The sequence below is a fragment of the Halobacillus halophilus genome, assembly GCF_020171985.1.
Taxonomy (GTDB): domain Bacteria; phylum Bacillota; class Bacilli; order Bacillales; family Halobacillaceae; genus Halobacillus; species Halobacillus halophilus_A.
This window is the reverse complement of record NZ_JAIVAL010000002.1, coordinates 170,113-191,698: the sequence shown is the minus strand read 5'-3', so window position 1 is coordinate 191,698 and position 21,586 is coordinate 170,113. Positions and strand designations below refer to the sequence as shown.

Annotated in this window: 18 protein-coding genes; 10 read left to right on the top strand and 8 right to left on the bottom strand. The window is 43.1% G+C overall.

The features are described from left to right. The first annotated feature begins 233 nt into the window (after positions 1–233). From LCM11_RS05565 to LCM11_RS05550, 4 genes are all read left to right on the top strand, one after another. Positions 234–2,033, top strand: coding sequence for a PTS mannitol-specific transporter subunit IIBC (locus tag LCM11_RS05565; RefSeq protein ID WP_224893256.1), 1,800 nt, complete (start codon positions 234–236; stop codon positions 2,031–2,033). A 90-nt stretch (positions 2,034–2,123) separates the two neighbouring features. Then, the gene (locus tag LCM11_RS05560) at positions 2,124–4,217 is read left to right on the top strand and encodes a BglG family transcription antiterminator (protein ID WP_224893255.1); all 2,094 of its coding nucleotides are present in this window, start codon (positions 2,124–2,126) and stop codon (positions 4,215–4,217) included. A gap of 18 nt (positions 4,218–4,235) precedes the next feature. Beyond that, positions 4,236–4,673 (top strand): PTS sugar transporter subunit IIA, encoded by a 438-nt coding sequence (locus LCM11_RS05555; protein WP_014642153.1) that lies wholly within the window; start codon positions 4,236–4,238, stop codon positions 4,671–4,673. Between the two features lie 2 nt (positions 4,674–4,675). After that, positions 4,676–5,812, top strand: coding sequence for a mannitol-1-phosphate 5-dehydrogenase (locus LCM11_RS05550; RefSeq protein ID WP_224893254.1), 1,137 nt, complete (start codon positions 4,676–4,678; stop codon positions 5,810–5,812). Between the two features lie 25 nt (positions 5,813–5,837). Here LCM11_RS05550 and LCM11_RS05545 read toward each other — a convergent pair whose 3' ends face one another. Continuing rightward, positions 5,838–6,209 carry a PilZ domain-containing protein gene (locus LCM11_RS05545; RefSeq protein ID WP_224893253.1) on the bottom strand — a complete coding sequence of 124 codons (372 nt, stop codon included), beginning with the start codon at positions 6,207–6,209 and terminating at the stop codon, positions 5,838–5,840. A gap of 161 nt (positions 6,210–6,370) precedes the next feature. Here LCM11_RS05545 and LCM11_RS05540 point away from each other — a divergent pair, with 161 nt between their 5' ends. The 3 genes from LCM11_RS05540 (at position 6,371) to LCM11_RS05530 (ending at position 9,802) form a co-directional block, all read left to right on the top strand. Beyond that, on the top strand, positions 6,371–8,149 hold the full coding sequence (locus LCM11_RS05540; protein ID WP_224893252.1) for a M3 family oligoendopeptidase: 1,779 nt from the start codon (positions 6,371–6,373) through the stop codon (positions 8,147–8,149). A 28-nt stretch (positions 8,150–8,177) separates the two neighbouring features. Beyond that, a complete protein-coding gene (locus LCM11_RS05535; RefSeq protein WP_224893251.1) occupies positions 8,178–8,477 on the top strand; it encodes a 4a-hydroxytetrahydrobiopterin dehydratase in 300 nt (99 codons plus the stop codon). 845 nt (positions 8,478–9,322) lie between these two features. After that, positions 9,323–9,802: an SRPBCC family protein gene (locus LCM11_RS05530; RefSeq protein ID WP_224893250.1), complete on the top strand. Its 480-nt coding sequence runs from the start codon at positions 9,323–9,325 to the stop codon at positions 9,800–9,802. A 223-nt stretch (positions 9,803–10,025) separates the two neighbouring features. Here LCM11_RS05530 and LCM11_RS05525 read toward each other — a convergent pair whose 3' ends face one another. Further along, positions 10,026–10,955: an RluA family pseudouridine synthase gene (locus tag LCM11_RS05525; protein WP_224893249.1), complete on the bottom strand. Its 930-nt coding sequence runs from the start codon at positions 10,953–10,955 to the stop codon at positions 10,026–10,028. Between the two features lie 238 nt (positions 10,956–11,193). Between LCM11_RS05525 and typA the strand changes: the two genes are divergently transcribed. Continuing rightward, positions 11,194–13,035 (top strand): translational GTPase TypA, encoded by a 1,842-nt coding sequence (typA, locus tag LCM11_RS05520; RefSeq protein ID WP_224893248.1) that lies wholly within the window; start codon positions 11,194–11,196, stop codon positions 13,033–13,035. A 43-nt stretch (positions 13,036–13,078) separates the two neighbouring features. Here typA and LCM11_RS05515 read toward each other — a convergent pair whose 3' ends face one another. The 4 genes from LCM11_RS05515 to LCM11_RS05500 all read right to left on the bottom strand — a co-directional run bounded on the left by LCM11_RS05515 (position 13,079) and on the right by LCM11_RS05500 (position 16,514). Then, positions 13,079–13,873, bottom strand: coding sequence for a FixH family protein (locus LCM11_RS05515; protein WP_224893247.1), 795 nt, complete (start codon positions 13,871–13,873; stop codon positions 13,079–13,081). A 167-nt stretch (positions 13,874–14,040) separates the two neighbouring features. Next, positions 14,041–14,730 carry a bacillithiol biosynthesis deacetylase BshB2 gene (gene bshB2 / locus LCM11_RS05510; RefSeq protein WP_224893246.1) on the bottom strand — a complete coding sequence of 230 codons (690 nt, stop codon included), beginning with the start codon at positions 14,728–14,730 and terminating at the stop codon, positions 14,041–14,043. A 127-nt stretch (positions 14,731–14,857) separates the two neighbouring features. Further along, positions 14,858–15,631 (bottom strand): N-acetylmuramoyl-L-alanine amidase, encoded by a 774-nt coding sequence (locus tag LCM11_RS05505; protein WP_224893245.1) that lies wholly within the window; start codon positions 15,629–15,631, stop codon positions 14,858–14,860. Positions 15,632–15,875: 244 nt separating this feature from the next. Beyond that, complete coding sequence (locus LCM11_RS05500; protein ID WP_224893244.1) at positions 15,876–16,514, bottom strand: YczE/YyaS/YitT family protein; 639 nt, start codon at positions 16,512–16,514, stop codon at positions 15,876–15,878. 284 nt (positions 16,515–16,798) lie between these two features. Between LCM11_RS05500 and LCM11_RS05495 the strand changes: the two genes are divergently transcribed. After that, complete coding sequence (locus LCM11_RS05495; RefSeq protein WP_224893243.1) at positions 16,799–18,007, top strand: Bcr/CflA family efflux MFS transporter; 1,209 nt, start codon at positions 16,799–16,801, stop codon at positions 18,005–18,007. 142 nt (positions 18,008–18,149) lie between these two features. Further along, positions 18,150–18,611 (top strand): lipocalin-like domain-containing protein, encoded by a 462-nt coding sequence (locus LCM11_RS05490; protein WP_224893242.1) that lies wholly within the window; start codon positions 18,150–18,152, stop codon positions 18,609–18,611. 309 nt (positions 18,612–18,920) lie between these two features. Here LCM11_RS05490 and LCM11_RS05485 read toward each other — a convergent pair whose 3' ends face one another. Together LCM11_RS05485 and LCM11_RS05480 are read right to left on the bottom strand one after the other, a co-directional pair. Next, complete coding sequence (locus LCM11_RS05485; RefSeq protein WP_224893241.1) at positions 18,921–20,114, bottom strand: acyl-CoA dehydrogenase family protein; 1,194 nt, start codon at positions 20,112–20,114, stop codon at positions 18,921–18,923. An 11-nt stretch (positions 20,115–20,125) separates the two neighbouring features. Beyond that, entirely contained in the window at positions 20,126–21,313 is a 1,188-nt protein-coding gene (locus LCM11_RS05480; protein WP_224893240.1) for a CaiB/BaiF CoA transferase family protein, read from the bottom strand. Positions 21,314–21,586: the final 273 nt, after the last annotated feature.

The window sequence follows — 21,586 nt, the reverse complement described above, 5'->3', positions numbered from 1 at the left end:
ACTCCAGCCAGGGTTATGAGTAGAACATAAATTAAAAATCTGGCGGCATAACTATATCTATGTAAGGTGATTGGCCAGATGAAAAATGACTGAAACATAGTCTTTGTTTAATAATGTCAACAATGAATCTGACAAACATGCGTTTAGATTATATTGTTTTCAGCCTTGTAACCGCTTTAAAATAAAATTACAGACAAAGAGAAAAAGCGTTGAGAGACGAAGGAGGAAACAAAATGAGTGAACAACAAGAGAAAGTGGGAGTGAGGGCAAGAGTACAGAAGTTCGGCAGCTTTTTAAGTAGTATGATTATGCCGAATATTGCCGCCTTCATTGCCTGGGGACTTATTACAGCCTTATTTATTCCAGACGGATGGTTCCCGAACGAAGATCTAGCCGCTATGGTTGAGCCAATGATTTATTATCTATTGCCATTATTAATTGCTTTCACAGGTGGACGCTTGATTCATGGGTTGCGTGGAGGAGTTGTCGCCGCAACGGCTGCCATGGGTGTAATTGTAGGCTCACCAGACACGCCAATGTTCCTTGGGGCCATGGTTGCTGGTCCAATTGCTGGTTATTGCATGAAAAAAGTGGACGAATTCTTTGAAGGAAAAGTTCGTCAAGGTTTTGAAATGCTCGTTAATAACTTCTCAGCCGGAATTCTGGGTGCAGGACTGGCTATTCTTGCTTACTTTACGTTAAGTCCTCTCTTCTCAGGTATCACAGATCTTCTGGGTGTAGGCGTGGATGTCTTAATTTCAGCTGGTTTATTGCCTTTAGCCAACTTATTCATTGAACCTGCCAAAGTGGTATTCCTGAACAACGCCATTAACCATGGTATTTTAACGCCGCTTGGCACAGAACAATCTGTAGAAACAGGAAAATCGATTCTATTCTTACTTGAAGCAAACCCTGGTCCTGGTCTCGGCGTATTACTCGCCTTTATGTTCTTTGGAAAAGGAGTCTCTAAACAAACAGCACCAGGTGCAGCGATTATTCAATTCATTGGTGGGATTCACGAGATTTACTTCCCATATATTTTATCCAAGCCACTTGTCATATTAGGCGCGATTGCTGGTGGTATCTCAGGTACAGCTACTTTTGCTTTCTTCAATGCTGGACTGACCGCCGCTGCTTCACCTGGAAGTATCATAGCTATTATGGGGATGACCCCAAGAGGTAACTATCTTGGAGTTGCTGCTGGTGTAGCTGTAGCTGCTACTGTTTCATTTATTGTATCCTCGATTATTTTGAAAGCGAGCAAAGATGAAGATGAGGGAGATATAGAAGAAGCAACAGCTAAGATGGAAGGCATGAAAGGGAAGAAAAGCAGTGTTTCTGGCCAACTATCTGGTAAACAGTCTGCAGAAACTTCAACGGAAAACCGTAATACAAATGAGGTTCCTAAGCTTGATTACTCCAAAGTCGATAAAATCATATTCGCCTGCGATGCCGGTATGGGATCCAGTGCCATGGGGTCCTCCTTATTAAAAAATAAGTTCAAAAAAGCGGATCTTGATATTGAAGTAACCAATATGGCCATTAACGATCTGCCGCAGGATGTAGATGTGGTCATTACTCATAAAGACTTAACAGAACGTGCGAAGCAGAAAGTTCCGAATGCTCATCACATTTCTGTAGATAACTTCCTGAACAGTCCGAAATACGATGAGCTCGCAGAAGAATTACAAAACAAAACCGCTTCCGAGGAAGTAAAAACTGACGGCACCGCAGAAGTACCAGAAGTGGATGCTGCTAAAGTCGACAAAATCATATTTGCCTGTGACGCCGGAATGGGCTCCAGCGCTATGGGTGCATCCCTGTTGAAAAACAAATTCAAGAAAGCGGGAATTGATATTAACGTGACGAACATGGCGATTAATGACCTGCCGCAGGACGTTGATATTGTTATTACTCATAAAGACTTAACGGAGCGAGCGAAGCAGAAAGTTCCAAGTGCTTATCATGTGTCCGTCGATAATTTCTTAAACAGTCCGAAGTACGATGAATTAGTAGCAGAGTTGCAGAAATAATGAAAAGGAGAAAAGAGTCTGCTTGACCAGACTCTTTTCTGTCCAATTATTATTCCAATGGCTCACGGACAGAGAGGAGTGGAAGGATGTATGTATGTCTCAGCACGAGAAAGAAGACTTATTGAGATGCTGCTTGAGACTTCTCAAGATCTAACCATTAAAGACATGGCGGAATCTTTAGATGTAAGTGCTAGAACGATTCACAGAGATTTAAAAGGCGTAGAAGATGTACTGGAAAGCCACGGTTTGTCCTTAGAGAAAAAAACCGGTAAAGGAATAGCTATTTTTGGAGAAGAAGAAAGACGCCGGGATTTAAAAATGTCGATTAATGAACAAAACTCTGTTGATTATACACCTGAAGAACGTCATGTGCTTATTCTTTCCTGGCTGCTTGAATCCCAGGATCCAGTTAAACTCATGACTTTATCAAACGAACTTGGTGTCACGGTGGCCACAATTAGTCATGACCTGGATAAGATTGAAGAGATTCTTGTTAAGTTTCAACTCCAGCTAATCCGTAAGCGTGGATACGGAGTGGAAGTTCAGGGAGAAGAAGGCAACATCCGTGAAGCTATCCAATATATCATTATGCAGCATATGAATGAGCATGATTTTCTTAAAATGCTGAGGGAGAACATCCAATCTCCTGCGGCACCATCGCTGGATGCCGTCTCCGATCATTTGCTTGGTCTCGTTGACCGTCAAAACATTAGTACGATTGAACAGACGGTGAATTCTATTCGGGCGGAGCTTCCTTATCATTTGGCTGACAGTGCTTATATTGGATTGGTTATTCACTTGGCCTTAGCGATAGAACGTCTACAGCAAGGTGAATTTATTCAAATGGAAGATGAGTATTTGGCTCGTCTTCAGTCAACAAAAGAGTTTGATATTGCCGGAAAATTAATAAGTAAGCTAGAAGAAATCTTTGAGTTATCGATTCCTAAAGCGGAAACCGGCTATATTACGATGCATCTGATGGGGGCGAAAGTCCGGTACAATCAGGATTATATTCTGGAAGACAGCAGTTTGAGTGTTGCCTTTAAAGCGAAGCAGCTGATTGAATTTGTTTCGAATACCTTACAGCAGAATCTTCATCAATCTGATCAGTTATTGAATGACCTGGTGGTTCACTTAAAGCCAAGTTTATACCGGATCCATCAGGGAATGGATATTAAAAATCCACTAAGAGAACAAATTGAACAAGACTATCCAGAATTATTTCTAACACTTGAACGAGCCACGGAATTTGTTTTCCCAAAAATTAGTTTTCCTAAAGAAGAAACGGCATTTCTTGTCATGCACTTTGCGAGTGCGTTATTAAATATGGAGGGTTCACGCGGTTTTAAAGCGTTAGTGGTCTGTTCAAGCGGTATAGGAACCGCGAAAATCTTAGCCGCTAAGCTTAAGAAACAATTTCTGGAGATTGAAGAAGTGGATCACCAGTCTCTATTCGACTTAGATGAGATTGCTAAAGAGGATTATGACCTGGTCGTATCTACAATTCCGCTCGATAATATCGAGGATTATGTACTAGTGAATCCGATGCTTCCGAATTCAGATACTCAGCGGCTGGAACACCGAATCCGTAAACTTAAGATTATGGATAGTATGAAGCCTTTTAAAGAAAATGTGCCAGAAGAAGATGAAACACTGCAGACCATACAGGATTCTGTAGGCGGAATTCAACGTTACGCTGCAACCGTTGGACAGTTATTAAACGGATTAGGTGTATTTAGTTATTCAGGTTTATCAAAAAAAGAAATTCTCTATGATGCATGCCTCACGTTACAGAATAAAAACATGCTGACAGAAGCGGAATCCATAACGGAAGCCTTAGTGAACAGAGAAACGGTGGGAGGACTCGGGATTCCTGGAACCACTCTTACTTTGTATCACACCAGGAAGCCAGCGATTTATGAGCCATCTTTCACTATCATCAAGCTGAGCGAAGCCGTCCAGGTTGTCGGGATGGATGGTGAAATGATGTCTTCGTCCGTTCTTATCCTTATGCTTGCCCCTCAGGACATGAGTAAGGAAGGATTGGAAGTTATCAGTTTCTTAAGTTCCCTGCTTATTGAGGAGCCTGAAATTATAAGAGTGTTTGAAAAAGAGGAAGAAGAAGAGATCAAGAATTATGTATCTAACCAGCTTCACCAATTCTTTAAGAAGAAAATATCTTAATTACAGAGGAGAATGAAAATGTCTGATAATATTTTAACGTCCAACACGATCGAATTGAATGCACAGTTCAGCTCTAAAGAAGAAGCGATCCGCTATGTAGGAGGTTTGCTACATGATGGTGGGTATGTAGAAGAAGCATATATTGATAAAATGATGGAAAGAGAAGAAGTGACTTCTACCTTTATGGGAAACTACGTAGCCATCCCTCATGGTACGGAAGATGCAAAGAAATCAGTGAAAGAAACAGGACTTGCTGTCGTTACCGTTCCAGATGGTGTTGATTTTGGTGATGGTAATATCGTGAAATTGCTTATTGGAATTGCTGGAAAAGGAGACGAGCATCTGCAGATTCTTTCCCAAATTGCTATTGTGTGTTCAGAAGAAGAGAACATCGATACCATTCTCAATGCCCAATCGAAAGAAGAAATTATCAGCATCTTTAATGAGGTGAATTAATCATGAAAGCTGTTCACTTTGGAGCGGGAAATATCGGCAGAGGTTTTATTGGAGCACTGTTATCTCAAGCGGGGTATGAAACCATTTTTGTAGATGTAAATGGTGAGTTAATCGATGAACTAAACCAGAAAAGAACCTATCAAGTGGACCTTGCCGGCACGGATCGTTCGATCGAAGTCACGAATGTATCAGGGCTAAACAGCATTAACGATGAGCAGGCAGTCATGAAAGCAATCGAAGAAGCTGAGGTTATTACGACAGCTGTCGGGCCCAATATTCTGCCTGCGATTGCGCCTGTCTTAGCCCAGGGTCTTCTACAGAAAAAAGATAAAGCCAACGTGATTGCCTGCGAGAATATGGTAGGCGGCAGTGACATTCTGAAAGAACATGTTCTTGAAAACAGAGGTGCTGACCAAAAAGAGTGGATCAGAGAGAATATCGGCTTTCCGAATTCAGCTGTGGATCGGATTGTGCCGGACCAGCACCAGGATGATCTATTAACGGTAAAAGTAGAGCCTTATTTTGAATGGGTAGTAGAAACGACTGGTATTCAAGGAAATCGGCCGGAAATCAAGGGAATTACGTATGTGGATGATTTGACTCCTTACATCGAGCGCAAGCTTTTCACGGTAAACACGGGACATGCTGTGGCTGCTTATTTAGGGAAATTCCATGGCTACCAGACGATTAAGCAGGTTATGGACGATCCGGCTATTAAAGAGAAAATACGAGGGGCCCTTCAGGAATCAGGAGCGGTTCTGATCGAAAAATATAAATTCGATGAGGAAGTTCACCACGAATATATTGAAACAATTCTCAGCCGTTTCGAAAACCCGGACTTATCAGATGAAGTTACTCGTGTGGGACGAGCGCCAATACGAAAACTCGGGCCAAATGACCGTCTGGTACAGCCGGCCGTTTCTTATCTGGAATACGTACAAAAAGACCCGATACATCTTGCAGAGGTTATAGCTGCTGCTTTATTCTACGAGAACGAGCAGGATCAGGAAGCTGTTGAGTTGCAGAAACGTATCGATGAAGAAGGAAGAATTAAAGTCTTTCAGGAAATTGCTGATTTGGATAAAGACCATAGACTCGTTAAAGCTGTTGAAGCGCAGGTCCATCATTTAGCCAAATAATTACTAAAAAACCTCCAGAGGAAATTTAATCCTTCGGAGGTTTTTTATCTTTTATTTGATTGTGTTTCTTTAAAGCCTGAATCACTTCTTCCTGATGATCACCGATAAAATCTAGGCCGTAATGATATTGTCCGCGAGCCGGTTTCATCCATATGACTTCCGCTGTAAAAGAAAGATCGTGACCGCCTAGCGAGGTGGCGACAAACAAGTGGACGTTTTTGTTAGTGGGGATATGTACATCTGAAGCTAGTCTCATACCTCCAGGACTAATGTCTATGACACTGCCTGCTCCCATGGAGGAATTGACAGGTTTCTTGTCTACCTTAATTAGTTTAAAGCCAGCGGAGAGAGGCTCCTCAAAGGTATATCGCAATGTTTCATTTCTTCGGTATCGCATTAAATCGACCTTTCTGGCTAAGACATCGTTTCATTGAAAATACCAAAATATTCTTGAAAAAGCAATCTATCGTTTTATGAACCGCTTATTTTAACTTGTGTGTGAAAATTCTGATACAATAAGATAGGTGAAAATGTTTACATAAAAGAAAGGGGAACGTTATGAATACTCTCCAAAAAACCTGGAATTTAGAAACGATTTTTGAAGGAGGCAGTGAATCTGAAGAGTTTCGCAATTATGTGCTGAAAACAGAAGAGGAAATCAGCAAGCTTGAGAGTCTTGTACACTCATTCACTTCGCCCAAAAATACCGACCAGACAAAGGAACTCTCCGAAGTTGTGGAGCAAATTCAGCTGGTAACAAAACGGCTGGGAGAAATCGGGGCATTCATCAGCTGTCTGAATGCTCAAGATGTACATGATAAAAAAGCAGGAGCTTGGCAATCCAAACAGAATGAACTTAGCGCTGCGTTTGAAAATCTACTCACCGAATTTGATCAGAGATTAGTACAAACAGACGAGGATGTATGGAAATCGTTGTTGAAAAATGCTCCATTTCGTCAGTTGGACTTTATCCTTGATGAACGAAGAAGAGCTGCCAAGGATAAATTAGAACTCCGTCAAGAATCCCTAATTAACGATCTGGGTATTGATGGATATCATGCCTGGGGGCAAATGTATGATGCCATTGTGGGGAAATTAGATATAAATCATAAAGGAAAGACACTTTCCGTTGGCCAAGCCTCAAATTTGCTCGACTCGCCCGACCGCGCCGTTCGTAAGGAAGTTTTTGATAAGCTGCAGAACACTTGGAAAGCACAGACGGATTTATTCAGTGAAACATTGAATCATCTGTCAGGCTTCAGACTACAAACCTATAAATATCGAGGCTGGGAGCGGGTACTGAAAGAACCGCTTGAGTACAATCGAATGAGTGAAAAAACCTTGAACGCGATGTGGGAGACGATCACCAAATACAAAAAGCATTACCTTCCTTATTTAAAAAGAAAGGCACATATGCTTGGTATAGAGCGTTTAAGTTTTTACGACGTAGAAGCCCCTGTAGGTTCAACCGAACAGACGATGAGTTTTCAACAGGGGGCTGAGTTTATTACTCAGCAATTCCGTTCGTTCAGCCCGAAAATGGCAGACTTTGCAGAAATGGCTTTTGAAAGACAGTGGATTGAAGCAGAAGATCGTTCGGGCAAAAGACCTGGAGGCTTTTGTACCAGCTTTCCCGACAGTGAACAGACAAGGATCTTTATGACTTATTCCGGAACACCATCTAATGTGGCTACTCTGGCTCATGAGCTGGGACACGCTTATCATCAGCACGTCATGGATGATCTCCCTGTCCTGAATCAGGGATATGCCATGAACGTGGCTGAGACGGCTTCAACATTTGCAGAGATGATTGTTTCTGATGCAGCTGTGAAGCATGCGGCCAACGACACCGAAAAAATGACGCTGCTTGAAGATAAAGTTCAGAGAAGTATTGCTTTCTTTATGAACATCCACGCTCGTTTCTTGTTTGAAACCAGATTTTATGAAGAACGTAAAGAAGGAGTGGTTTCTGCTGAACGTCTAAACGAACTTATGGTTGAGGCACAGAAGGAAGCTTATGAAGAGGCGCTGGACGAGTACGACCCAACTTTCTGGGCATCCAAACTTCATTTCCACATTACAGATGTACCATTCTATAATTTCCCTTATACGTTTGGTTACTTGTTCAGTATGGGTATTTACGCAAAAGCTCTAAACTCGGACAGTAATTTTGAAAATGACTACATTGCCCTGTTGCAGGATACGGGTCGTATGACGACAGAAGATCTAGCCGCTAAGCACCTGGGTGTGGACTTAGAGAAACCTGAATTTTGGGAGCAGGCTCTGGATCTTTGTATGAAAGACCTAAATGATTTTATGGAGCTTAGCGCAAAATAACAGGTACGATTAACCAGGAGGGATTCAAATGGAAGAGAAGCTTATTCCTGAAGCTGAAAAGCAGCAGCGAGTAGAAGAACTAGAAGGCTGGAAATTGACGGATAACAAGTTTATTGTTAAACGCTACCGCTTTGAGGACTTTCTTTCCGGCATCCGTTTTGTTAATCTCGTCGCCGAATATTCAGAAGACATTCAGCACCATCCTTTTATCAGTATCGATTACAAAGTGGTTACCATGAAGCTCACTTCATGGAATGCCAAAGGGCTCACGGAGCTTGATCTGGCATGCGCAGAAAAATATGATATTCTATACAGCCATATAAAGTAAGGATTTGAAAGACCAGTGGAATGTGATAATCGCACTGGTCTTTCTTTGATAGAGGAATCCACACTAACAGTTCGTAAGTTCATGAAGCAGAATGTTCAATAAACCCCACAGCCTCATAAAGAAAAGCTCCCATTACTTGAAGACTCGATTTCGAGACTTTTGTGAGAATTTGGTCCTGCGGGGGACGATTTCGCTTTTCGCGGGCATGTGCTGAGCTTCCTCGGGCTTAACAGCCCTGCGGGATCTCACCGATCATGTTCATCCCGCAGAAGTCTACATCGTCCCCCTCCGGACCTGGCCGAATGAGAGGCTCGAAATTACTCAAAAACGTATCAGCATTACGAGGTGCGGTGATAAGCCTTTAAAAGCAGATAATTGGGCTTAATCGCCTGGTATATAAGCATTCCACTCAGTTGATGGAAGCCAAGAACTTCTCTTCCCGAGGGGGCCGTTTCCCTTATTACGTGGGGCTGGTGGGGAAATAGCGAGACTCCCATGGGAGAAGGAACTAGGTGAGATCCCGCAGTGAGTGAAACGAACGAGGAAGCTCACCGTTCCCCCATAGGAAAGTGTTCAAATGTGGCATCACCCCGCAAGACACGACCAGCATAAGCCGAGCATCAAAAGGACGGTGGTCTTTCCGTCCGTTGATGAACGGCTTATGTCTCGAGTGTCTGGGTGATAGAACAAGACGAGTTATTTCCCCACCACCCCCCTGACCTTATAACGTAACGGACCTTGGATACCTCGAAACTGAGTCTTCAACTAATCGGCCCTATTGTGGATGAACTAGCTTATAAAAATTAACAACAACGTTGAACATATATGGTAAAGGAGGGAGTAGAATGACGGTGGTGAAAATTGCGATATGGATCGACGTGCCGATCGAGTTTTGTTTTGATATCGCTAGAAATATCAGCCTTCATCCTCAGTCCGTTCCCCATACAAAAGAGAAGGCAGTGGCTGGCGTAACGGAAGGATTAATACATGAAGGAGAAACGGTGACGTGGGAAGCCGTTCATTTAGGGATACGGCAGACCTTGACGGCTCGTATCATTTCCATGAATCCGCCTTTTGAATTCGTAGACCGCATGGAAGAAGGTGCTTTTCAATCCCTTATCCATGTCCATCTCTTTAAAGAGCAGAACGGAGGCACGCTCATGACGGACATTCTACAATTCGAATCTCCATTTGGTCCTATTGGAAAAGCTTTTAATCGGTTGTTTCTAAAAAAGTATATGACGGACTTTCTTGCCCGCCGGTCAGAAAATCTGAAACGTATAGCAGAAGAGGAATATTTGAGGTTACGCTTGACTGAAAGGTAGTTAATCAGAAGAAGCTGAGATATGCGAGGGAAATCCTCAACAAACCAGGAAAGCCGCTCTTAATTAAGAGCGGCTTTCTGCAGTGATGTTAAGTTAACCCTTCGTCCCGACGTCGAATCATTCTATATCTATTAGTTCATTTTCTCTTTTAATGAAAAGGTTAACAAGCCAAGAGTAGCACACCTTGTTCTCGAAATCTATGACAAAAAGCAGACAATTAATACTAAGTTTCCAAAGCTTCTACGTGTTCATTTGTAAAGAATGGAGAATCATCCGCAGGCATCGCCAGACAACGAATTTCTTTCTGTGTAAAAGGGTGGATAAATGTAAGACGCGCGGCATGAAGTGCCTGAGAAAGTCCGTTCTTTTCATCTCCTCCGTATAGTTCGTCGCCAAGAAGAGGGTGGCCTAAATAACTCAGATGCACACGAATTTGATGGGTACGCCCCGATTGGAGATTAAGTGTAACCAGCGAAGCCTTTCTTGATTTATCATATTCAAGCACTTCATAAGTCGTAACAGCCGGCTGGCCATTTGGAGAAACGCGACGTCTTACCGGGTGGTGCCGGTCTTTGCCGATAGGTTGATCAATTGTAGCCTTTTTCGGCTTTAACCGGCCATGAGCCCACGCTATATATGTCCTTTTAATCTTCCGATCCTGCAGTTCTTTCCCAAGCATAGCGATGGCCAGGTCGTGTTTGGCAAAAAGGACTGCACCCGAGGTGTCCTTGTCCAGACGGTGAACATACTTCGGCGTGGCTTCGATCCCGCTCATCTGAAAGTAAAAAGCAACTCCATTAACGAGCGTATGATGGTCGTCCGGTGTGTTAGGGTGGGTGAATAATCCAGCCGGTTTATTAACAACCAGAAGGTGATCATCTTCATAGACGACGTCGATGTCCATATACGCAGGAGTGACTTCAAGCTGGCGAGGCTTGAATACTCGAATTCTTAACAGGTCATTTGTCTGTACTTTTGTGTCTTTCCAATTCGCGGTTTCATTATTTAAAGTCAATTCTTTGTTGGAGCGGAATTCGTGGACCAGCTTTCTCGGAACAAACCATTCTTTTTTCATCACCCGTTCAATGGTATATCCGTTCCATTTTTCTGGAATAGTAACCTCCAGCCATTCTCCAATTCTTTTTGTTTTCATATACACACCTAACTTCATTAATTGATATCATTTGGTATTCTCGTTATTGTACCCATGATGGTCTTCTTCACGCAATGGCTATTTTACCCAATGCATTCATTTTTGTTAAGTTTATAAGAGAAGTAAAATGGTTATTATGATGATTATGTAAAGAATTGTGGACTGGTATCGACATCTGCATAACTATGTTATAATAGATGGGTTGAATAATTAGTGAAACGAAAGAGGTGTGTGCTTCATGCAACACAGAAATGATATTCGCAATATAGCGATCATCGCTCACGTTGACCACGGGAAAACCACATTGGTTGACCAGATGCTTCATTACTCCGGAACATTCCGTGATAATGAGCACGTTGACGAGCGTGCAATGGACTCAAACGATTTAGAGAAAGAACGCGGAATTACAATTCTAGCGAAAAATACCGCGATCAACTATAATGATGCACGGATCAACATTCTTGATACACCAGGTCACGCCGATTTTGGTGGAGAAGTTGAACGTATTCTGAAAATGGTTGATGGCGTACTTCTAGTGGTTGATGCTTATGAAGGCTGTATGCCACAGACACGTTTCGTGCTTAAAAAAGCACTGGAACAAAAGTTAACACCCGTAGTTGTATTGAACAAAATTGACCGTCCGAATGCCCGTCCCGGTGAAGTAATTGATGAAGTCCTTGATCTGTTCATTGAGCTTGGTGCGGATGACGAACAGCTTGAATTCCCTGTTGTATATGCATCTGCTCTTAACGGTACTTCAGGTGATGAGCCGGAAGAACAGAACGATACAATGGATCCGATTTTCAAATTGATCATGAACAACATCCCGGCTCCTTTAGATACGAAAGAAGAGCCATTACAGTTCCAGGTAACGCTTTTGGATTACAACGATTATCTTGGACGTATTGGTGTCGGACGCGTGTTCAGAGGCAGTATCAAAGTGGGACAGCAGGTTTCCCTTATGAAGAAGGATGGATCAGTTAAAAACTTCAGAGTGTCTAAACTCTTTGGTTTCATTGGTCTTAAGCGTATAGAAATCGAAGAAGCTAAAGCGGGAGATATTATTGCTCTTGCAGGACTTGAGGACATTAACGTAGGGGAAACCGTCTGCCCTCCTGATAACCAGGAAGCGATGGAAATCCCTCGTATTGATGAGCCGACGCTGCAAATGACGTTCCTTGTCAATAACAGCCCATTTGCTGGACGTGAAGGTAAATATGTAACTTCCCGTCAGATTGAAGAGCGTCTATTGACTCAATTGGAGACGGACGTCAGTCTTCGTGTTGAGCCTACGGATTCTCCAGATGCCTTTACGGTATCCGGCCGTGGTGAGCTTCACCTGTCCATTCTGGTAGAGAACATGCGCCGTGAAGGCTTTGAACTTCAATTATCTAAGCCGAAAGTTATCTTGAAAGAGATCGATGGTCAGGTTTGTGAGCCGGTTGAACGCGTTCAAATTGACACACCTGAAGAATATCAGGGCGGTGTCATGGAATCCATTGGTTACCGTAAAGGTGAAATGCAGGATATGGTCAACGACGGTAATGGTCAAGTTCGTCTTGAATTCCTTGTACCATCTCGCGGCTTGATCGGATATTCTACTGAATTTATGACTCAGACGCGCGGATACGGAATTTTGAACCATACGTTTGATGGCTATGCTCCATTAACAAAAGGTCAAGTAGGCGGACGTCGTGAAGGTGTGCTTGTTTCCCTTGATAAAGGAAAAGCTTCCACTTACGGCATCATGAATCTTGAGGACCGCGGAACGATTTTCGTAGAGCCGGGTACTGAAGTTTATGAAGGAATGATTGTGGGAGAGCACAACCGTGAAAACGACCTTACAGTTAATATTACTAAAGAAAAACATTTAACTAACGTGCGTTCTGCTAACAAAGATACGACAAATACCATCAAGAAAACTCGTAAAATGACGCTTGAAGAAGCGATTGAGTATCTGGATGACGATGAGTATTGCGAAGTAACGCCTGAAAACGTACGACTTCGTAAGAAATACTTGAACAAAAACGAACGTGAAAAAATGGCGAAGCAGAAGAAACTGCAAAACGCTGATATTTAATACAAAAAAGCCTGAACCTCTTTAAAGAGGCTCAGGCCTTTTTTTACTCTATCACTTCAATGGTCTCTTCCTGGTGGCCGTGAATATCCTGGTCCGGTTTTTCGTAATGGATGGTAATCGTATAGGCACCAGCAGCCGGGAAAGTATGGGCGGCTGTGTATTCTCCAGGTTCCTGCTCTTTGGCATCCACGTAAAGATGTTTATCCATTTGTTCGGAACTGATCTCAAAGCGCACCAGACCATCTTCAAATGGCTGTTCCATCTGATTGATGTGGGTGGTTAGCAGTGTTTCTTCTCCAGCTTTAAAGCCTTCTTCCTTCATAAAATGAACCATGAATTTCTCATTCATATCGTCATGAGCATGCGAGTCATCGTCACTGTGTGAACTGCTGTCCTCAGAATCAGCAGACTGTTCTTCTCCAACTTTTACTTCAACCTGAGGCATAGTGTGCAGATCATCTACTTGTGTATGCGCGATAACTTGATAGGTACCTGAAGAATCGAAAGTATATTCAATCGTATAAATTCCGTCACTTGTATGCTCTGCCTCAATGGTCTTGGAACTTTCCTGACCTTTTGAATCGTTCCAAATTTCAAAATCTACATAATCAGCGTCTTCTACAGGTTCACTTCCCTGTGTGACAGCAGCTTTAATGGTTGTATTCTCTTTTACGGGAAGTGGCTGCTCTCCAAACTTTACCTCTACTTCTGGAATTTCAGCTACTTGACCCTCCGAAGAGCTTGTTTCGCTATTCTGCTGGCTTTGTTCATTCGTTCCGCAAGCAGCTAATAGTAAAATAAATATAAATACGAGTAAACTCCATCGTAATCGATTCATGATCAGACTCCTTTCCGTAGTTTCTGTCTTCCATCATAACATTTCTATCTTAAACCAAAATGTGCGTTTTTAGACATTCCTGTGACAGAAGGGACTACCTGCGCATCTTATAGCCAGACAACAAGAAAAGAAGGCTGCACTCTTATAGAGCCAACCTTCCTTCTCTTTTATCTCCCAGGGTCTATGGACCAATCTTTATACGTATAAAAACGTTCATTAGTGACCCACTTCATAGCTTCAGGATCTTTCGTTTTAATGCCTTCTTCCAGCATCTCAAGCATCCGCGCAGTTTGAGAGATATGGGCACGCATTGCGTTCAGTTTTTCTGTTTGGACCGATTGTATATCGTTCACTACGTCCGGCTCTCCTAGTTTTTCTTCTGTGTCGTTAGCGAAAGCAATTGCATGAAATTTTGGACGTTCGTCCGGTTCCATCTCACGAAGTGCTCGGACTACTGCTCGCGCCGTGGCTTCATGATCGGGATGCACGGCAAAGCCAGGATAGAAACTGATGACTAAAGAAGGCTCCAGTTCATCAATTAGATCTCTTACCATTTGCTTCATCTCTGTATCATCTTCGAACTCCAGAGTTTTGTCCCGAAGCCCCATCATACGGAGATCTTCAATTCCCATAGCTTCTGCTGCTTTTTTTAACTCCTTGCGTCGAATATCCGGAAGAGTTTCTCTAGTTGCAAATGGAGGTTTGCCTAGATTTCTTCCCATCTCACCAAGTGTAAGACACGCATAAGTTAAGGGAGTTCCTTGTTTTATATAGGACGCAATCGTTCCTGACACTCCAAACGCTTCATCGTCAGGGTGAGGAAAAATAACGAGGACGTGCCGTTCTTGTTCAATCATCTAATTCACTCCTTTTGCAGGATTCCTATTTTAACATTATTACGTAATTTGCTTTAATTTTAAAGCTATTTGTTTGTGCAGAGAAGGGAAGGTGTCAAATATATATCCTGCTAAAAAGCTGTTAGATTTACTTCAATAGATCATACAGTTTCACGAGAGCAATAGCAAAGTCTCCGCGTTTTAGGAAATCATTGGGGCCGAAGTTCCCGTTGGGGTACCCTTCCAATAGACCCAGGGCTTTAGCTCGTTTAATAGCAGAAGCCGAATATAGATCATTAGGTACATCCTTAAATCCAGTGTCTCCTGGAACTGATGCAGGTACATAGGCTACATTGAAGTATTCACAGATTCCTTTTGCGTGTTCGACAGCAACTTCGGTTTGAAAGTTTCTATCAATCATTAGAAGAGCTTCATTCTTATTATCCATAAACCCATTCTCTGTCAAGATAGCAATCATATTCGTTTCTCGTAAAACGTGGAAATTAGCTTCTTTCACTCCTCGAAACCGTTGAGGTGTACCCTGTCGCAAGTACTTGGCTACAGAATTGGCTAGTTTGCCAGATTCTTTATTCAGCTGTCCATTATACACGTAGATTTCCATTCCGCCTGGGTTTGCCCCGCTGAATGTTCCGTCAAAAGCGTTGTAATGGATAGAAATAAAAGCATCAGCTTTGTTTCTATTGGCTGTATCTGTTCTTTGTTTTAAGGGGGTATCCTCGTCTGTAGGAGACACTAATAACGTCTTAAAACCACATCTCTCAAGCTCTACTTTCAACAGGTTGACTACGGCCCTATTAAATTCATTTTCACGGATGGCTCTTCCGATTTCAGGTATAAAGGGTGTTTGTTTACCTGCTGTATTCATTCCATGACCGTCATCCAAAGCTATCAACTTAGGCATGTTATCACTCCTTCTAATTTGGTTCTATCAAGAACCTACTATAGTAGATGAAGAAAGCGTCTGAATGGTATGGGTATATTTACAGTGAGATGAAAATATCATTAGGCAATATATGGAATTAAGATAGACTTTTGGATAAATATTCCTTATTAATACTCATTCAAAGACTAGTAACAAAGTTATATATGTAAAAAATTTGAAACTATAAAGCTCAAGCCCTCTGCCAAAACAGAGGGCTTGAGCTTTATAGCACGGGAGTAAACCGCTCGCGGTAGTGGGGGTGGTATAGATAATATAAAGGATAACCAAACGTGTAAAAGTACTGGATCATTATACCGGCAAAAGCCACACCAGCTGCGGTTCCTAGTCCGACAGGTCCGCCGACGAATAAAGCGGCGGTGGAAGTTGTAAGGGCTATAGTCGTCTGGCTCACTCGTAAGCTGAGATTGAATCTCTTTGCGACCACCAAAAATAATTGATCCACAGGTGCCCGTGGCAGCTGAGGTAAAATATAAATCGAGACACCCAGCGCACTGAAAGTGACACCTATAAGCAGTACAGCTAGCTGAGCGAGAAATGGAGCAGATGCCATCGTCATATTTTTAAATACAATTTCTACCCAAAAGTCCAGTATAAGACTTTCCAAAACGAGCGGGAGCAGGGCTCTCACTTCCGGCTTTTGCTTCATGAGCCAGCCATTAACAAAAATAAATACCAACTGAAAAATGGCATACCAGATTCCGACAGTAAAACCCAGCCGATCAGATAATCCTACAAATAATGCGGTCCAGAATCCTGCACCTAATGTGGCTTTTATCAAAAGGGCTACACCAAAAAAGTTAACAAACATGCCAAGAATATAAATAGACATACGGTATAGCATTGTGAATCCTCATCTTTCTCTTAAATTGAAACGTAAAGCCTTGGCTTTTTTCCTCCGGCTATTCTATTAGCGGTGATGCCAGCCGTCAATAGAGGGAGTTATATGGATTATTTTTACTAGTCTGCTGTGTAGTTCAGGGGATACAGGCAGGACTCTAAGCTTTTCAAACATAAAAGTGGATTTATCGTGTAAAGAAAGATAAAATCATAGTTTAATAGTTTCTTACAGTGGGGGATATACAGCAGGGAGAAATAAACGAATGTAAAGAAAGGTGTATGAGATAAATGCTACATAATCCAACAGGAAAAGAACGTCTGGGACTGGCTTTCCTTCTAGGCATGCTTGGAATTCTAGGTCCGCTCAATATAGATATGTATCTGCCAAGTTTCCCGGGGATTGCCTCGGATTTAAACGCAACCGCTTCGCTTGTCCAGTTGAGTTTAACGGCGTGCTTAATAGGACTTGCGATCGGCCAGATTGTGGTGGGGCCGATCAGCGATGCCCAGGGCAGGAGGAAGCCTTTACTTCTGTTCATTTTCTTATTCGCGGTTGCTTCCCTGCTTTGCGCGCTCGCTCCTAATATTTACATATTAATAGTAGCGCGTTTTATCCAAGGCTTCACTGCTTCTGCAGGTATTGTCCTCTCACGCGCGGTTGTGCGTGATGTTTTCGATGGAAGGGAGCTTACAAAGTTCTTTGCTCTATTAATGGTCATTAATGCTACAGCTCCGATGATCGCACCCATGACAGGGGGAGCCATATTGTTATTACCATTTGCAACGTGGAATACGATTTTTTATTTTCTCTGCCTGCTAGGTTTGATCATTGTATCGACAATAGCCCTGAAGTTGCCAGAAACCCTGCCGCCTGAAAAGCGAATTCCCAGTTCAATTCGTGAGTCCATTAAAACGATTGGAAGACTTCTAAAAGATCGTTCCTTTATTGGTTACGCATTGACGATCGGATTTGTTCACGGCGGGAGCTTTGCGTACGTGTCGGGAACTCCATTTGTGTATCAGGGTATTTACGGTGTCTCTCCTCAGGTTTTCAGTGTACTGTTTGGGATCAATGGTCTGGCGATTATTACGGGCAGTTTTCTTATCGGCCGCCTGGGAGGTATTATTCATGAGAGAAGCCTGCTTCGCGCAGCGGTTATAACGGCGGTAAGTGCCACTTCTTTTCTTCTGATTATGACAATCATTGAAGGGCCGCTGGCTTCGCTTGTTATCCCGATTTTTATATATATGACGGCTATGGGGATGGTTTTGACCAGTACCTTTACGCTTGCCATGGAACATCAGGGGCATCGAGCAGGCAGCGCCAGTGCTGTTTTAGGAATGCTTCCACTATTGTTTGGATCGATGGTTTCTCCGCTTGTCGGTCTGGATGAGAGTACGGCCGTACCAATGGGGGCCACGTTATTTATTACCGCTTCTATTGGTTCGATAGCTTTCTTTACGTTAACGAGCAAAAACCAAGCTGCACAAGGATAAATGAAAGATCCAGACGCTTTGCACGTGTCTGGGTCTTTTTAATTTAAGACAAGGCGTATTTTAAAATTTTTCCTACTATTTTTGTTAAAATGAAACAATGGGCTAAATAATAAACAAACCATACTATAAGGAGAGTTTGACGATGAACGAAGAGGCGCGGACACTTAAAGAGAAATTGACTGGCGTTTGGAAACTCGTTAATTATCAGGTGACAGATTCAAGGGGCGTATCCAATCATCCAATGGGTGAAGATGCCTCTGGAATCGCTATTTACCACGAAGATGGATATATGTCTGTTCAAATTATGAGTGCAGGCCGGCTTGCTTATGCAGCAGGCGGCATCCATACGGGTCCTACCAAGGCAGTCGCAGCAGCGGCCAAGGGATATCTTGCCTACTCTGGGACCTACGAAATAGATTCTGAGAAAAGCATGGTGGAGCACTATATGACGGTAAGCTTGAATCCGAACTGGGAAGGCGATACGCAGCCTCGATACGTTCAATTTGAAGGGGACCGATTGATTATTAACAGCCAGCCCGTTTTTATCCAGGGCCAGGAAAAGAATACACAATTAATCTGGGAAAAAGCAGAGTCCTTCTCATAAAAATAACAAGTATGATGTTTCAGAAAAGCTCCCGTTACTTGAAGACTTGATTTCGAGATATTGGGTTATGAGGAAGGCCCTCCGGGGGACGATTCCGCTTTCCGGCCCTACGTCTTGTAGGGCCGCAGGAAAGCGAGTTGTTTCCGTAGCCATCCTTCTCTCTTTCTTAGCAACGGACCAAATATATTTCGAAGTCGAGTCTTACAGTAACCGGTTCTATTGTGGAAGAGGCCATTTATTAATATCTTGAAGATAACCAAAAAGAGAGGCGCTATTCTATTTAGGAATAGGCGCCTTTCTTATTTTTATTCAGGATTTAGAATTCCAGGCAGGGAGCGTTTGGCTTAGCGGCTTATCTTTCCGATAGCCAAGGACGTATTCAGCCTGCATAATGGTGTGAATTTCTCTTGTACCTTCATAGATAACCGGGGCTTTAGAGTTCCGTAAATACCTTTCGACAGGATATTCATTAGAGTAACCATAAGCTCCATGAATTTGCACAGCATCATCCGCAGCCTGATTAGCAAAATTACAGGCCTGCCATTTAGCAAGTGACGTTTCCCGCGTATTACGAATACCCTGATTCTTCATCTCCCCGGCCCGATAGACGAGAAGGCGGCTCATTTGGAGTCCAGCTTCCATATTCGCAATCATTTGCTGGACCAGCTGATGCCTTCCGATTTCCTTTCCAAACGTATGCCGCTCATGGCAGTAATCAACACTTGCCTCGAGACAAGCCATGATCTGACCGCAAGCTCCAGCCGCCACAGTAAAACGGCCATTATCCAAAGCGGCCATCGCAATCTTAAACCCGTCGCCTTCAGAGCCGAGTAAGTTTTCCTTAGGTACCCTGACTTGGTCGAAAAATAATTCTCCTGTATTTCCGGCACGTATGCCCAGTTTTCCTTTGATTGCTTTCGATGAGAATCCTTTAAAGGATCGCTCCACAATGAACGCTGAAATGCCGTGATGCTTTTTACTTTTGTCGGTATAAGCGAAAACGAGGAAATAATCTGCCGTATCACAAAGGGATATCCACGTCTTCTGTCCGGTGAGCACATAGGCGTCGCCTTCCAGCCTTGCGGTTGTCTGAAGTGCGGCGACATCCGAGCCAGCCCCGGGTTCAGTAAGTCCAAATCCGCCTATTTTTTCACCCTTTGCCTGCGGAACTAAGTAGCGTTGTTTTTGTTCATCTGTTCCCCATTGCAAAAGCGACATGCTGTTAAGGCCAGTATGAACAGACACAGCCGTTCGGAAAGCCGTGTCTCCACGCTCTAATTCTTCACACACGATAGCCAGGGAATTGTAGTCCATGCCGCTGCCGCCATATTTTTCTGGAATACATACGCCCATCAAACCTAAGTCAGCCAGTTTTTTTAACAAGTTTGGATCAAATTTTCCATTCGCATCCCATTCTCCGATATACGGCATGATTTCCTTATCCACGAATCCGCGCACTGTCTTGCGGAGCATGACCTGTTCTTCACTGAAATCAAAATCCATAAGATCTCTCCTTAAATAACACTCATTTTTCTCAGTTCTTCAATTTGCGTCTTCTTATAGCCCAGTGACTTTAGGATTTCTTCCGTATGTTCTCCTGGTTCAGGAGGGTGGCGCTTTAGTTTCACCTTGGACCGGGAAAGTTTCAAGGGGCTTCCGATCATTTTTATGGGACCTGCTTTCGGATGCTCGGCTTTTAGAAACATCTCTCTTTCTTTAAGCTGTGGGTCGAGGAACAAGTCATCCAGTGTATGGATTGGTCCAAATGGAATATTGGCTCCCTGACATTTTTCTTTCCAGTAATCTGTAGGTTTCTCAAGAAATCCTTCTTGTAAGAGCGGAACAAGTTCCTGTCTATGGGAGACTCGATCTGGATTCGTGCGAAAGCGAATATCTGCAGCAAGCTCGGGTTTTTGGATGATCTGACAGAGAGAAGCAAATTGAATGTCATTTCCAACAGCGATCACCATATCCCCATCCTTGGTGCGAAAAGTTTGGTAGGGGACGATATTGGCGTGATGATTGCCGAGTCTGCCTGGAATTTCCCCGGACATTAAATAATTGCTTCCTATATTAACTAGTGAGCTGACAGCCGCATCGTATAGTGATAAATCAATTTGCTGGCCGTAACCTGAGCGAGACCGTTCGAGTAAAGCAGCTTGAATACCGATACAGGCATATAAGCCCGTTAATATGTCCGTGATGGCAACCCCCGTTTTTTGAGGCCCGGATTCTTCGTTTCCTGTAATGCTCATCAGCCCGCTCATTGCTTGGATGATGAAGTCATACCCTGGGAGATGCTTATAAGGCCCTGTTTCACCAAATCCGGTAATGGAGCAGTAAACAAGCTCTTTATTAATCGTTTTCAAATGCTCATAACTAATCCCGAGCCTCTCCATAGTACCTGTTTTGAAATTATGAAGAACAACATCACTTTCAGCTGCGAGCTGTCGGATGATCTCTCTTCCTTTTTCATTCTTTAAATTAATGGTAAGACTCTTTTTATTACGATTGGCACATGCGTAATAAGCGCTGACTCCTTCCTGAAACGGCGGCCCCCACTTCCGGGTGTCATCGCTTCCCCCGGGCGCTTCCACTTTAATAACATCTGCCCCGAGATCTCCAAGAATCATCGAGCAATAAGGACCAGCAAGCACCCGGGTCAAATCAAGTACACGAATTCCTTCAAGAGCCCCAGCCAATTGGATCACTTCCTTTCTAACAAGTAAAAAGCCAGAAGAACCCATACGTAGTATGAATCCAACTGGCTTGGGAACGGTGGTCATGATTGTAATAAGGTCTGTCCTAAAAGGGTTACACTTCATCTTATTCAAAGGGTGTGGTGGATATGAACCCTTTCTTCATTTTCATTCAATGAATAAATGCCTATCATGAAATAATTTCTATCGTAATAGGATAGAGCAGTGGGACAATTCTGAGAAAATCAGGACAGGTACCAGAAATGGCCCATTCAT